The sequence below is a fragment of the Mycobacterium sp. genome (assembly GCF_040509115.1).
In the GTDB taxonomy this organism is placed as follows: Bacteria; Actinomycetota; Actinomycetes; order Mycobacteriales; family Mycobacteriaceae; genus Mycobacterium.
On the sequence record NZ_JBEVLO010000440.1, the window covers coordinates 1 to 14757 of the forward strand.

12 protein-coding genes are annotated in these 14757 nt (G+C 63.3%); all 12 read right to left on the reverse strand.

The window, feature by feature from the left end; genetic code table 11:
- Positions 1–568, reverse strand: a 568-nt coding sequence (locus ABW137_RS30345; RefSeq protein ID WP_526405696.1) for an RraA family protein, incomplete at its 3' end; no start/stop codon positions are given.
- Positions 569–602: 34 nt separating this feature from the next.
- Positions 603–1652, reverse strand: coding sequence for an aldose epimerase family protein (locus ABW137_RS30350; protein ID WP_526405698.1), 1050 nt, complete (start codon positions 1650–1652; stop codon positions 603–605).
- Between the two features lie 49 nt (positions 1653–1701).
- Complete coding sequence (locus tag ABW137_RS30355; protein ID WP_526405700.1) at positions 1702–3402, reverse strand: phytoene desaturase family protein; 1701 nt, start codon at positions 3400–3402, stop codon at positions 1702–1704.
- Positions 3403–3442: 40 nt separating this feature from the next.
- Entirely contained in the window at positions 3443–4924 is a 1482-nt protein-coding gene (locus tag ABW137_RS30360; RefSeq protein WP_526405702.1) for an amino acid permease, read from the reverse strand.
- 693 nt (positions 4925–5617) lie between these two features.
- Positions 5618–7012, reverse strand: a complete 1395-nt coding sequence (locus tag ABW137_RS30365; RefSeq protein WP_526405704.1) for an MFS transporter — start codon at positions 7010–7012, stop codon at positions 5618–5620.
- An 83-nt stretch (positions 7013–7095) separates the two neighbouring features.
- Complete coding sequence (locus ABW137_RS30370) at positions 7096–7845, reverse strand: HAD-IA family hydrolase (RefSeq protein WP_526405706.1); 750 nt, start codon at positions 7843–7845, stop codon at positions 7096–7098.
- Between the two features lie 78 nt (positions 7846–7923).
- Complete coding sequence (locus tag ABW137_RS30375) at positions 7924–9489, reverse strand: MFS transporter (RefSeq protein ID WP_526405708.1); 1566 nt, start codon at positions 9487–9489, stop codon at positions 7924–7926.
- A gap of 105 nt (positions 9490–9594) precedes the next feature.
- Positions 9595–10266, reverse strand: a complete 672-nt coding sequence (locus ABW137_RS30380; RefSeq protein WP_526405717.1) for a GntR family transcriptional regulator — start codon at positions 10264–10266, stop codon at positions 9595–9597.
- A gap of 4 nt (positions 10267–10270) precedes the next feature.
- Complete coding sequence (gene ilvD, locus ABW137_RS30385) at positions 10271–11929, reverse strand: dihydroxy-acid dehydratase (RefSeq protein ID WP_526405710.1); 1659 nt, start codon at positions 11927–11929, stop codon at positions 10271–10273.
- A 329-nt stretch (positions 11930–12258) separates the two neighbouring features.
- On the reverse strand, positions 12259–12864 hold the full coding sequence (locus ABW137_RS30390; RefSeq protein ID WP_526405712.1) for a TetR/AcrR family transcriptional regulator: 606 nt from the start codon (positions 12862–12864) through the stop codon (positions 12259–12261).
- A 249-nt stretch (positions 12865–13113) separates the two neighbouring features.
- Positions 13114–14316 (reverse strand): multidrug effflux MFS transporter, encoded by a 1203-nt coding sequence (locus ABW137_RS30395; protein WP_526405713.1) that lies wholly within the window; start codon positions 14314–14316, stop codon positions 13114–13116.
- 21 nt (positions 14317–14337) lie between these two features.
- Positions 14338–14757 (reverse strand): MBL fold metallo-hydrolase (locus tag ABW137_RS30400; RefSeq protein ID WP_526405715.1); only part of this gene is annotated, 420 nt, incomplete at its 5' end.

The window sequence follows — 14757 nt, forward strand, 5'->3', positions numbered from 1 at the left end:
GTGCGGGGATGACACACACACCGTCGGCGTCGCCGACGATGACGTCGCCGGGATTGATGACGACCCCGTCGATCGTGACCGGCACGTTCTCCTCGATCACGTCGACGCGGCCCTTGCTGTCGTACGGCGTCGCGCCGCGACTGAACACGGGGAAGCCGAGGTCCAGTAGCCGGTTGACGTCGCGAACCAGGCCGTCGGTAAGGGCGCCCGCCACGCCGCGGCCCAGGCAGGCGGTGGTCACCAGCTCGCCCCACACGCCCGCGGCATCAGACCGATGGGTGTCGAAGACGAAGACGGCTCCGGCATCGGTGTGGTCCAGCGCGCTGAGCAGCCCCTCATAGGGGCGCTCGGGGACCACGTCGCCAGCGGGGGCCGAGGTGACGGTGTGGGCCCGACCGACCACCCGCTGCGCAAGTGTCAGCGGTCGGATGTCGGAACCAAGGCACTGCTGCCGATGGCCCAACGCGTCCAGGGCGTCTGCGGCCAGTGCGCTGGTGAGTGCATCCCAGGGGCCCGTGTTGCCCTGTGTGGCTGCGGAAGATGCGACGGGCAAATCGAATTGAGTCATGAGCGCTCTCCTGTATGGGGTCGAAGTCGAGGGGTCAGGTGGCGGTGAAGGTCAACCGCATCTCGTTGCGGTAGGTCTCCCCGGGACGGAGGATCGGCGAGGGAAAGTGCCCTCTGTTGATGTCGTCGGGCAACGCGGTTGTCTCCAAGGTGACGCCGGCGAACGGCTCGTAGGCATCGATCTTGTCGCCCTTGGCCGTGTATCCGGCGAGATACCCGCCGGTGTAGGTGCACACGCCAATCTGGTCGGTAGCCAGTTCCAGGCGTCGACCGCTGCCAGGATCGGCGAGGCTTGCCACCACGCGAAATCCCGTTCCGTCGAAGATCCAGCTGTTGTCGTAGCCGGCTGAGCCTCCGGCGACCCGTCCGGCGCCGGTGTTGACGACCTGGTCGATGCGCTCACCGATGGCCGTCGGCTTGCGGAAGTCGTACGGGGTGCCCTCGACGCTGGCGATCTCGCCCGTGGGAATCAGCTCGGGGTCGGTGACCACGTAGTGCGACGCGTTCAATTGCAGAACCTGATCGAGCACGGTGCCCGAGTCGTGACCGGCCATGTTGAAGTAGGTGTGGTTGACCAGCCGCACGATCGTGGTGCGGTCGGTCGTGGCGGTCATCGAGATGTGCAGGGTCGAGCCGTCGAGCCGGTAGGTGACCCGAGTGGCGAGTTCACCGGGGAATTCCTCTTCGCCGTCGGGCGACACCCGGGTGAACGTGACGGCTTCCTCGTCGCGGTGCGGATCGGCGCTCCAGACGTACTGGTCGAAGCCACGGGTTCCGCCATGCAGGTGGTTGGTGCCTTCGTTGGTGGCCAGCTGGTAGTCGACGCCGTCGAGGTGAAACTGTCCGCGGAGGATGCGGCCGGCGTACCGACCGGCGGTGGCGCCCATGTAGTGCCGGTCGGTGAAGATGTCCTCGGGCGTGGGCCGGCCCAGAACGATGTCGGCAGTGTTGCCCTCGCGGTCGGGGACGTGCAGTTCGAGGAGGCGGGCGCCGAGGTCGGTGAGTACGGCGGTGCAGGTGTCCGAGCGCAGGGTGTATTTGTAGGCCGGGTAGTAGTCCAGGTTCCAGTTGGACGTCGTGGTCATCTTGGTGTTCCTTCACGGGTCGAGGTGCTGAAGCGTTTCGGCGTAGTGCTCAGTCGCGCGTGGTGAGCCGTTCAACCAGTGGGGCCAGTGCCGGGCGGCGGGCGACCTGTGACGCTACGGTACGAAATGCCCTATTGCGCATGGCCTTTTCGATCAGCGGTGTCTTGGCTGGCTCCCCACGGGTGGTGGCAGTCGGGCGGCGCCCGAATTTGTCCTCCAGTACCGCCACGGCACCGTTGCGTCCCGGTATCCCGGTCACCGCGCCGCCGGGGTGGGTTCCCGAGCCGCACAGGTACAGCCCCTCCAATGGCGAGCGGTAGCCGCCTGCGCCAGGTACCGGCCGGTCGGCGAACAGTTGCCCCGGTTGCATGGCACCGTGGTAGATGTTGGCGCCGGTGATGCCGTAGGTCCGCTCATAATCCAGCGGCGTCAATGTCGCTGTGGCGGTGATGGTTTCACGGATGCCCGGGGAGTAGGTCTCCAGGACGGAGATGACGCGCTCTTCGAACGCCGACTTCTCCGTATCCCAGTCGGTGCCGGTCAGGGTGTAGGGCGTCTGCTGGATGCCGGTGCTGATGATGTGCTGGCCTCGCGGGGCCACGGTGTCGTCGTGGACACTTTGGATGACGAACTCGATCGGAAAGTCCTCGGCGATGCGGCCCTGTTTCTGCGCGTCCTCGGCACGGCTGAACGAGTCGACGCTGGCACCGAGAAGGGTCAGGCCGCGGTGCTCGGGCCCCTGGCCCGTGCTGCCGCCGACGAACGTGGGGAGCCGGTCCACTGCCAGGAAGACCCGTGACATGCAGCCGCGGTTGTCGTAGTTCTTCATCTTGTCCACCAACGCATCCGGCAGAGCGGACGCATCGACGAGCTTGAGGTAGGTCGCGGTCGGGTCGGCGTTCGACAACACGACGTCGCTCTCGATGTGTTCTCCCGACTCGGTGCGTACCCCGGTTACGCGGCCGTTGGCCGACAGGATTTCCGCGACGGCCGTGTCGGTGTCGATGACGACACCCTTGGAACGGGCCCGTGCGGCCAATGCGTCGGCGATGGCGCCCATGCCGCCCTTGGGGAACCCGAATTGGCCCATGTGGCCTTCGAATTCGCCGGTGGCGTGGTGGGCGTAGACATACGACCAACCTGGAGTGCGCGGGCCTCCCCATACGCTGACGGTGCCGGTGAAGGCGATGAGACCCCTCAAGACGTCGGCGGTGAAGTACTTGTCCACCATGTCCTTGGTGCTGGAGGTGAAGAAGTCCTTGTACAGTTCGCGCTCGCCCAGGCGAACGAAGGTGTCGACTACCTCTTGCAGGGACGGCGGATTGGTGGTGAGCAACCATTGTTCGGTGATCCGGGCCAACCGCTGTAGCTGCACTCCGAAGTAGAGGTAGCGCTCACTCTCCCCCCGCTTGAGGCGTTCGATTTCCCGCAGCGTGGCGCTGGTGTCGTTGAAGGTGTACAAACGCTGGCCATCGCGCCACAGATTGCAGGTGCCGGTGTCGGTTTGATACATCTGCAGGCCGTGATCGGCTAATCCCATGTCGCGCAACACTTGCGGATGGAAGAACCCCGACACGTACGAGCACGACGACACGCGGAAGCCGGGAATCAGCTCCTCGGTGACCGTGGCACCACCGACGATGCTTCGTCGTTCCAGAACCCGTACCTGAAGGCCGGCGTCGGCCAAATAATTCGCCGCGACCAGACCGTTGTGTCCCGAGCCGATGATGACGGCGTCCGGCTTCGTCATGATGATTCTCCCCTGCTGCGTAGCTGGTGTGGTTCGGCGGTCAGCGGACGGACGAGGTCGATGCCGAGCTGGCTTCTCCATCGTCCTTGGTGCGCTCGCGTCCGGCGACGAAATAGAGCACGACACCCAGGACGACGATCCCGAGCAGTCCAATGCCGACGTGCGCGGGATCCTGGGCGACGAAGGTCGCGATGAGCACCACCGACCAGACGATGGCGACGACGTACCAGAACGTTCCGTTGCGCAGCACGAACGGGCGCTCGGGCAGTCGATTGAGACGGCGAGCCCGCAGTCCGACGATCAGCGACACGAGGTAGGCGCCGGCCCAGGTCACCGCCAGGATCGCGGCGAGTACCGCGACGAGGCTGCTGTAGAGGGTGATGGCGAAGGCGACGACGCCGGAGACGATCACGGCGTTGACGGGGATGCGCTCGTGGTTGAGCTTGCGCATCCACTTCGCTCCGAGGTAGGCGCCGTCCCGGGCCTGGGCCCACAGCACCCGAGCCCCGGCCAGCTGCAGGATCATGCCGTTGACGAGAAGCGAGATGATGGCGGCCACTTCGAGGATCTCGGCCAACGGCGTGCCGATCACCGACGACAAGATGTACTTGACTGGCGAGGCGTCCTCCAGGACGCCGCTCACCGACGGCACCGAGAGCATCAGCAGCAGGATCACGACGCTGCCGATCACCAGTGCTGCAATGTTGGCCCGAATTGCTTGGCGCGGCACGGCACTGGATGCGTTGTGGGTTTCCTCTCCGGCGGTACCGCTCACGTCGAAACCGGACACGATGAACGCCGACAGCAGAGTCGAGAACAGCAGCGCCGTCCACAGCGGGCCCTGGGCGACCCCGGCGTCGGTGGTCAAGAAGCTCAGGGGCTGATGCTGTCTGCCGAAGAAGATGAATGCCACCAGGACCCCGATGATGATCACTGCGGCGGAGATCAATTCCGCAGACACACCGATGTTGTTGATTCGCGCGACCAACTTGACCCCCATCAGGTTCACCAAGGTGGTACCCAGGATGAGCAGTCCGCTGACGCCGACGAGCTGCCACTGCGACAGATCGTTCACGCCGAACCAGGACATGATCAGTGGAGTCAACCCGATGGTTCCCAACGCCAACGACGAGATGTGCGCCAGCTGTATCAACCAGCCTGTCTGCCAACCGATGAAGCGTCCACCTTGGCGGGTGACGATCTGGTACACCCCGCCGGCCAGCGGGTAAGCAGAGGTCAACTCCGCAACGCAGAAGGCGACTACCAGCTGGAGCAGTGTGGCGCCGATGAACGTCCACAGCATCAGCGGTCCGACCTGGCCAAAACCAACCTGAAGGGCAATGAAGATGGCGCCTGAGAAGCAGATCGTGGAGAACTGAATCGCGAAACTCGATAATCCTCCCAGTGCCCGCTTGAGCTCGGGTTTGTATCCGAGCGCCGTGAGCCGGGCATCCTCGGCTGAATCGGAGTCGGTGTCGGAGTCGATCTCGAGTTGTCGTCGGCGCTGCGTCGGCTCGGCCATGTTGGCTCTCCATTCGAACTGGTGTGATCCACAGCGACGTGGACGTTGGATGGCTCGAATGTTAGGCATAACTCTTTCAGTGCGTCAATACTGTCTCATCCAGTGAGTCAATAGAGAGCGGATCGCGCTGCGCGAGGAGCGCACCCGCGCCTGCCAGACAGACGCGGAGCACGAGATTCCCGAGCGCCGCTGAACCCGGTGTCAAGGCGCGACGGGTTCTGCCCAGGGCTGGTGTCCAAGGATCGGGCGGACATCACATTGGCTTTGGCAGGCATGCCCTATTCATCGAGGACGAGAAACTGCACCACTGGCTGCACCATCACCGTCGCCGATTTCGCGGTGCGCCAGCGTGTGCTGCGGCGCCGCGGTCGTTCCGATTACGGAAGCGTGACCAACTCGTCGGGCTCGGTTCGCAGAGGCCGATCGGACATCAGCAGGAGGCAACGACGCCCGGACGCTTGCCTCCACGACGTCAACTACACGAGAATGGATGTCTTCCTGCACTGTTCAAAATTGCTTGGCGGTGCGAAATCGCGCACCTACGCGCAGCGATTCCGCCTTGTCGAGGTCCTCTCGATGCCGATGGAGGCGTTCGCCCACCTTCGGGTTCGTCGCGACCGTCTGTTCAGATGTCTGTCATCACCGAAATCTCGTCGGTGTCGATGCGACGTGTGCGGTCAGCAATACCGGACCTCACCGCTGCGACCGGCCACCGCCAGTTTCATCCATCTGCGATAAACCTTCTTGCGTCGCCCCGGCAGCGTCCTGCAGCGATTTGCCCTTCGTCTCCGGCGCCCAAGCGATGCAGGCAATCAATCCGGCGCCGGTCAGGCCTGCGCCCATGAGCATCGTCGGCCCCACTCCTACGCCGTGCAGCGACATCGGAAGCAGGTACGTACCGACGGCGGCGCCGATTCGGCTCACGGATGTGGCCACACCCACGGCGGTACCGCGGATTTCGGTGGGGAAGAGCTCTGTCGGGTAGGCCCACTCCAGGATGCTGGGACCGCCGGAAAACAGCGCATAGGCGCAGAAGCACACGATGACAACGGTGGCCGAGGCGTGCGGGAACGCTCCTAGGACGGTCAGGGGAATGACCATGAGCGCGAACGATCCGATGATCAATGGACGACGTCCGATTCGGTCGATCAACTTGATCGCGGGCAGGACGCCGACCAGAAAGATCGCACTGATGAGTAGCGATCCGAGCACCGAGTCCTCGGACATGCCGAACGCGGACAGGATTGTGGGGCCGAACGTGTACAAACCGAACAACGGAATGATCTGGAAGGTCCAAAACAGCGACACGAAGAGTGTCCGCTTACCGTAGGGCTGCGTGAACACGTGTCGAAACCCCATGCCGGTCAGCGCTTCCTGGTGGGCAAGCACGTCGAGTTCCGCTTCGGACACCTGCCGGCCCAACGCGGAATCGATGTTCTCCCGAGCCTTCTCACGCTGGCCGTGGCTGATGAGCCACCGGGGCGACTCCGGCGTGCCGTGACGGGCGATCAGTATGAGCGCCGCAGGGATCGCAGCGCTGGCGAGCACCCATCGCCAGGAATCCTCGCCCAGCCACTCGACCAACAGAAAGCCAATGACATAGGCCAACGTGGCGCCGACGAACCACCACGCCATCAGAATGCCCATGCAGCGTCCTCGCTGATGTCGCGGCAGCCACTCCGAGAGCATGGCGGTGGCGATCGGATAGTCCGCGCCGATGGCCACGCCCAGCACTAACCGAATGGCGATGAGCTGCCAGCCTTCTTGGACGAATAGGCACAGCGCAGAACCAATGAACAAGATGCCGAGATCGACGGTATACATCAGCTTGCGGCCGATGACGTCGGTCAGACGTCCGAATGCGAGCCCCCCGATGAAGAGCCCGATTAGGGCCGCGGCTCCGACGAGGCCGAGTTCGATGCCCGTAAGCCGGAGTTGAACCTCGATCCCGACGATGACGACGCCGACGTTGGCGAGGATGTACCCATCCAGAAAAGGGCCGCCAGCAGAAAGCAACACGAGTTTGCGATGAAATCGTCCGTAGGGCGCTTCGTCTATGACCGAACTGCCCGTTGTGTTTTCAGACATTGTTCTCTCTCCGAGAGACTCGATGGTGATTCGGTGAGGCCCGGCAATGCGCTAACCTCGCTCGACCGGTTGGGGTTGGTGTGTCAACGCTGGTCGGTGGCGGCGAATGCGGCGTCGACGGCATCGGCGAACGCGGCCATCGACGGGAACTCGAGGTTGTAGCTCCATTCACCGTCGGGCTCGGGTGTAGCCCCGCGACCCTGACGGTCATGGCGCCGATTTATCCACACCGATGGCAGCCCCTCCCGCTTTGCCGGGACGTGGTCGTGGAACAGGCCTTGCGCGACGTGAAGCAGTTCGCTGCGCTCTACACCGAGTGTGGGCAACACGGCATCGAGGGCGCGGAAGTGATTCGCTGCCGGCTTGTAGGCGCCGACATCCTCGGCGGTGATGATGGCAGCGAAGTTGCCACCGAGTCGCTTGTTACTGCCGGCAAAACCCTCGCGGTGCACATTGGACACGATGATCAGCTGGTGGCGCCGGGCCAGCCGAGCAAGGGCGCCAGCCGAGTCGGGGAATGCGGGCCAGTCAGGGACTGATGCGCCAAGCCGCCGTGCCCATTCATCGCTGACCGAGCCACCCAGCGTGGCACCCGTGCGGCGGAAGGCGTCGGCCAGAATATCTGGGTAGAGCGCGGTGGGAGTGTCGCTTTCAGCAGCCGCTTCGTTATCCGCGTAGGCCAGCAGCAATTCCTCGTCGGTGAGATTTAGCAGCTGCTCGTCAGCCCATGGCGCAAGGACATTGGCGATGCCACGTTCCCAGTCGATGAGCGTGCCATAGCAGTCGAAGCTCAACGCTTTGAATCTGGTCAGATCGAAATCCGTACTCGTCATCGTGGCGCTCCTTTCGTTGGTGATCAGGGTTGAAACTCGGTCGCGAGGACATGGCATTGGTAGGCAATGGAATTGCCGTCAAGGTTTCATTTCGCCTGCGACGACGGCTGACCTTTGAGCGGCGTCGGCCTGGGCTTGATCTTCTAGAGCCCTGAGCCGCTGGTTCTTGACCGACGCGGCGAGGAGTAACGCGGCCAGAAGCATGAGCGCACCGATAACGTAGAAGCCGGCGAACTGATCGCCCGTCCAGTCGCTCATGGCGCCGATCAGGTAGGGACTGACGAAGCCTGCCAGGTTTCCGAAGGAATTGATCATCGCAATTCCGACTACAGCGGTGGCACCGGTGAGGAAATAGGTTTGCAACGACCAGAACGGTCCGAGGAGTGCGTACACGGCGGCGATGATGATCGCCAGGAAGACAACGGCGACAAAGGAATGCGCGAAATATCCGATGGCGACCAACGCTGCGGCACACAGGAGGGCAGGACCGATGGTGTGCCAACGCCGCTCGCGGTGACGGTCCGAGCTCCGACTCCACACGATCATCGCTGCCGCCCCGAACACGTACGTGGCGGCGGTGAGCAGGCCGACGTTGGTGGCGCTCAGTGAGTCACCGATGCGTTGAATGATGAGGGGTGTCCAGAATCCAAGCCCGTATTCGCCCATCTCGATCGCGAAGTAGATGACGATGAGGGTCCAGATTTTGGGGTTGAGCAGAGTTTCCCGGGTCAGGTACCCCTCACTCTTGGCCGGCTTGAGTGCGGCTTCGGCCGCAAGCGATGTCTCCAGCCATTCTTTCTGGGGATCGTTCAACCACTTGACGTCTCTGATCCGATCGGGCAGAACGAATAGGCAAGCTATCCCGCCGATCACGCTCGGGATGCCTTCGAGAATGAATATCCACCGCCAGCTCGGCATGCCGAGCCAGTACGCGTGGTCGATGATCCAGCCCGAGATTGGAGCGCCGATCATGTAGGAGATCGGAATCGCGAGCATGAACATCGCGGCGGCTTTGGCAGCGTCGCGACCCAGATACCATCGGGAGAGATACAAGATGACGCCAGGAAAGAATCCGGCTTCGGCGATGCCGAGCAGGAATCGGGCGATGTAGAGCTGCTCGACGTTCTGCACGAAACCCGTGCAGATGATCACGATGCCCCAGGTCACCAGGATCCGCGCGATCCACTTCCGGGCACCGAATCGATCGAGGAGTATGTTCGACGGAACCTCGAAGATGAAATAAGCGAGGAAGAAGATTCCCGCGACCAATCCGAAGGCGGCGTCGGAGATTCCGAGGTCGACATTCATGGTCAGCGCGGCGTACCCGAGGTTGGACCGGCCGAGGTAGGCCAGTACGTAGAAGATGACGAGGATTGGCATGAGGTGGCGTGTCACACTCCTGTGAGTGCTATCGCCCAATGCTCCTCGCCAACTCACGTCTTTGGGGATTGGTCTTGGTGTGGTCATTGCGGTTTGCCTTCCTTGGCGAATTTCCTCTGGGCCCGTGCCGCGACAGGTCCAAGATGTCGATGATGCGACGAAGGTGTTGACACACAGTGAAACTCGCGCTGTCAAACAGTCAATGCGGGCTGATGGCACGCTGTCTGCAGATTCCACAGACAGGCGGGCGAATAGGAGCTGCACAGCACGCGTCCGCCTGCCGGGCAGTACGAAGGGATCCTAGGTGCGGCCGTGAAATAGACTGCCACCAAGCGATTCTGGACCGAATGTGGTCGATGTCTCCTGCTGTCAGGGACCGTTTTCCATCCCGATCGAGGATCTGTTCTCGTCGATGTGGCTGATGATTGCTGCCCCGAGTAGTTCCGCATCACGCAGTTCGAGCGCATTGATGATGGGCTCGTGCGACACGGCTACCGAACCCGACTGCGCCCAGGTGGTGTCGCCGATGGCCAAGTACATCCGGATCTGGCCGGCGATCGCTCGCCAGGTTCGTCCGACGACTGCAGAGGGAACGATCTCCAGGAACCGTTCGTGGAACTGGTAATCGAGCTCGACGACTTCAACGATGTCTTGGATGCGTTCGGCCTCGGTCATCTGCGTCCTCAGCAACTGAAGGTTGGCGAGGTCGTCGCGGGACACAGCCCGCACGATCTCTTCGAGGTTGAGCGTCTCGAGCGTCTGTCGAATGGCCAGCGCGTTGCGCGCTTCAAGAGCAGACAGGGGGCGTACGCGGACACCCTTTTGCGGTTCACTCGACACCAAACCTTCTTGCTCGAGCTGCCTTAGCGCTTCTCGCACCGGTCCGCGCGACAGGTTGAGATCGTGGGCCAGCTTTACTTCGTTGAGCCGGTTGCCCGGCTCATAGACGCGGCCGAGAATGGCGCGCCGGATCTCGTGTGCAGCAGACTCATACAGCAGCCGTGGCTTGATCTGGCGAACATCGGGAGACGACATATCCATCACATCACCGAAGTGCGGGTTGTGGGTTGAGCACCGCGCCGTAGCATGCCTCGCTAGCCTGTTGCGCGTATCGGGCGAGGACGCCGGATCCGGTATGCGGTGCGTGTTGCGCGATGTGCCGTTGCGCTAGCTGTCCTTCGGATAGTTCGACGTCGAGCCGTCCAGCGTTGAGGTCCATCGAGATGATGTCACCGTCTTGCAGCAGGGCGATGGGACCACCGGACGCTGCTTCCGGGCATACGTAGCCAATCGCCGCGCCATGCGAAGCCCCCGAGAATCTTCCATCGGTGACCAAAGCCACCGTGTCGGCTAGCCCCATACCGACGACAGCGGCTGTGGCACCCAGCATCTCACGGAATCCGGGACCTCCGCGAGGTCCTTCATTGCGAATGACGACAACGTCACCTGGGCTGACTTGACCGCCGTGAATGGCGGCAATGGCCTTTTCTTCGTCTTCGAAGACTCGGGCCGGCCCGCGGTGCTGATGCAACGTAGCCGGAACGCCGCTGATCTTGACGATCGAACCAAGCGGGGCGAGGCTTCCGAACAGCACACGCAAACCACCGGTGGGAGATACGGGATCATCGACTGTTGCGATCACGCCCCCAACGGGTTGGGGAATGGTTACCTCGATCGGCGCGATGCGGGGGTTGTCTTCGAGAAGTTCGTGGAGTGTTTCCAGCACGGCCTGCACGCCACCGCCGCGATGGAATTCCGGCAGCGAGATCTCTCCGGAGGGACGCAGCGGTACCAGCGTAGGAGTGGACAGCGCCAGCTCGTCGAACTCTCGCCAGGTGAACGCTACGCCGGCCTCGTGCGCGATTGCGGGCAGATGAAGTGAGATGTTTGTTGAACCACATACCGCCAACGCAACTCGCGCGGCATTGCGGATGGCGCGGTCGGTGACGATGCTCTTTATCGTCACACCCTCTTCGACGAGTCTGGCGACGGCGAGACCGCTGTCGTGGGCGAGCCGGAGCTGTTCGGCCGATCCCGCCACCACGGTCGACGCACCTGGCAGCGAAAGACCCATCGCCTCTACGCACATCGCCATGGTGTTGCCCGTGTACGCGCTGGCGCCCCCTCCCGGACCGGGCATCTGCGCGAACTCGAGTTGGCCGAGCTCCTCTTCGGTGAGCTTTCCGTTGTGATATTCGCCGATGGCCTCGAACACCGTCTCCCAGGAGAGTTCACGTTCTCCGATCTTGCCGGTCTCGGTCGTGCCCGTGTAGACGTACACCGTCGGAAGGTCCACGCGCAGGCTTCCCATGATCATTGCGGGTGTGATCTTGTCGCCGCCTGCGATCAAGACGGCGGCATCGAAAGCGTGCGCCTGAAGCATGATCTCGACGGAGTCCGCGACCGTCTCCCGGGACGGCAACACATAGCGCATACCTTCGGACGCTTCACTCAAAACGTCGGTTGCGTGAATCACGTTGAATTCCATGGGCGTAGCACCACCCGCGATGATGCCGTCCTTGACGCGCCTGGACACCTTGTCGAGGTACACGTTCTCGTCGGCGATTTCGTTCCATGCGTTCACGACCGCGACCAGTGGCCGACGTAGCTCTGCCGACGTCCGGCCGGTGCCGTACCACCACGAGCGAGCGAAGGCGCGGTCAGGGCCCTGATAGCGAAGTTCACTTTTCCGTGGCGATGTCATGTGACCCACGCTACAAGTGCCAAATGAAAAATGTCAACATTTTTCATTTGGCACGATCGCGATTCAGCTCCTCGCCGGGATGCCCCACGCCATACGAGTTCTTCCGTAGGGAAGGCGCACCCCGACTAGGTCCAGCGAGTTGGTGTCACCAGTGCTCGGCATGCTTGCGGAAGGGCATCTGGCCGCACCGCAACCAGCACGGTTGTTGGTCCGGTTTCCGGTGGCCTGGGACAGCCCGAGGGTTTCGGACCAGCCACACGCCTGGCGCGGACACGCGGGACAGCACCGTAGGCAGGGTTGTCACGGAGCTGCCGCACTTGCCATGGTCGTCATGGGACGTCGGCACTGGTCGCGTCGGGGTTCGCCGCGTGCTCAGAGCTGGAGAGCCAGTCAGCGACGAGGACGTCGATGAAGAGGTCCGTCACGACTTCGCGGGCAATCAGTCGTCGAAAGATCACCGGCCCGCACAGCCGGGCGTAGTCATCAGGGGTGACTTGGCGTCCCGACGGTGCGACCAAGGCATTGAGGGCATCGCAGACGGTGACCACGACATGTCCAAGGGCTGAGTCGCTGGCGGGCTGGTGGTCGGCCGTGGCGATGAGCGCGACGAGCGGGCCGGCGTTGGCCGGATCGTCCATGTCGTCGCGCAGCCGTCGCAGGAATCCGCCGACGATCTGCGCGGCGGAACCCGACCCGTTGGGCAAGCCGTCCATCGATTGCTGAAGAACGAGGTCGACGAAAAGGGCCTCGCGAGTTGGCCAGTGGCGATACAACGTCTGACGAGTGACCCTGGTTTCTGCGGCGAGTTCACTGTAGGTCACAGAGGTCGGCCCGGCCGTGGCAATGAGGCGCCGGGCGTGCTTCAGGACGTGTGCTCTGGTGCGCTCAATCCGTGGATCTGGTGGAGCGTCCGGACTGGGTTGTAGATCAGTCATGATCGTACGATACGGACTGTATGTTAACGGCCAGTATGTATCTTAAGTGCCGTGCGGGCGTGTGGAGCCATCGCAGTCCGTTCGCGGCAATACGGCGCGTGGACGTCCCGCCGTGTCGATCCTCGCTAGCTGGGATGTCCCCGCTTCGACTTCAGCCTCAGTCGGCGGTGCCGCGAACACCGCGGTCGAGCGCCTCGTTCGATCCTCCGACCAGCTGCCAGACGACCCCGGATCCAGTCGGGCCTAGAGTCAGATGGCGGATCGCCCAGGCGCCGTTGCGATTGCAGTAATGGATGGTCGCAGCGCGACTACATGGACCGCCAGCGCGGCGGCGGCGGTCACCGCCATGGTGATGGCCATCGTGAGCGCCGTCGCGCCGCCGTAGGAGACCACAGGGGCGACAGCGCCTGCGACGCCGAACTGGAACATCCCCATCACACCCGACGCCATGCCCGAGTGGGCACCCTGATGAGCCAACCCGAGCGCAGTGGCGGTCGGCATGATCAACGACGCCGATGACACGGTGAGGAACAGCAACGGCACAAGGACGGGCAATGCTGCGCCGACCGAGGCGGCCAGTACGAGAGCCATCCCGCCGAGCAGCGCCACTGCGAGCCCAACCACCAGGGTTGACGCGGACCCCCACCGCCGGACCAGGCGCGCGCCGGCGAAACCGCCGAGGAGCAGACCTGACGAATTGAGCGCGAACACCAGTGAGAATGCCTGAGCGCTGAGCCCAAACTGCGTTTGCAAGACAAAGGGACTCATCGCGATGTAGCTGAACAAGATTGCCGAACCGAGCGCAAGGACGGCGGTTGTCGCGACAAACTGCCTGTGACACAGGGCTTCCCGTAGCTGCGCGCCTGTGCCTCTGAGGCCGGCACCGACACGCTTGTTGGACGGGAGGGTCTCAGGCACACCCAGTGCCGCAGCGACCAAGAGAGCACAACCAATCAGGCTGAGCGCCAGAAAAGTCCCTTGCCACGGCCCGAGACGCAGTAGCTGGCCGCCCAAGACAGGTGCCAGCACCGGTGCCACCCCGGTGACGACCATTAGGAGCGAGAACACCTGAGCGGCGTTATCGGTGTCGCACAGATCACGAACTATGGCGCGCGCGATCACGATCCCGGCCCCGCCTGCCACGCCTTGCACGAAGCGCAGCGCAATGAGGACGCCGACGGTGGGGGCGAAGGCACACAGGATCGACACCAGGCCGAATGCGCCGACCCCGATGAGCAGCGGCTTCCGTCTCCCGAACCGATCGCTGAGGGGCCCGACGAGCACCTGTCCAGCGGCGAGGCCGATCATGCACGCCGTCATCGTCAACTGGGCGGCGGAGGCGGGACCCCCAAAGTCCTCCGCCAGAGCGGGCAGCGCAGGCAGATAGAGGTCCAGCGACAGGGGGCCGAACGCGGACAGGGCGCCCAGAACCAAGAGTAAACGGATCGGCAAAACGCTATTGGTAAGCACCATTCACATACCAGAGCAGACCTGCGCCACGTCAGTGCCGTCCCCCGCGGCCAACGGAACCACGCGCAGGTGCCATCCCCCGGCTGCCTCGGTCAACCTGGTGACAGCGTCGGGCCCCTCCACGTACACGGGTGGTTGGTGGACACCGAAGTGCATGGGCACCAACGCTTTCGCGCCCAGAATCACCGCCGCCTGCACGGCCTGTTCCGGTGTCATTACGGCGGGCAACCGACTGGGAGGTTGCAGGTGCGGCACGTTCACCACTGCCGCGTTGATCGGCAGCACTGCGACGTCGATCGGTCCCGCGCGCCGGGCGATCAGCCACCAGTACCCGTGGAAGATCGTGTCGCCGCCGTGGAACACGCGCTGCCCGTCGGCCTCGACTACCCAGTTCACCTGGATATCGCCCAGGCCGTCGACCGA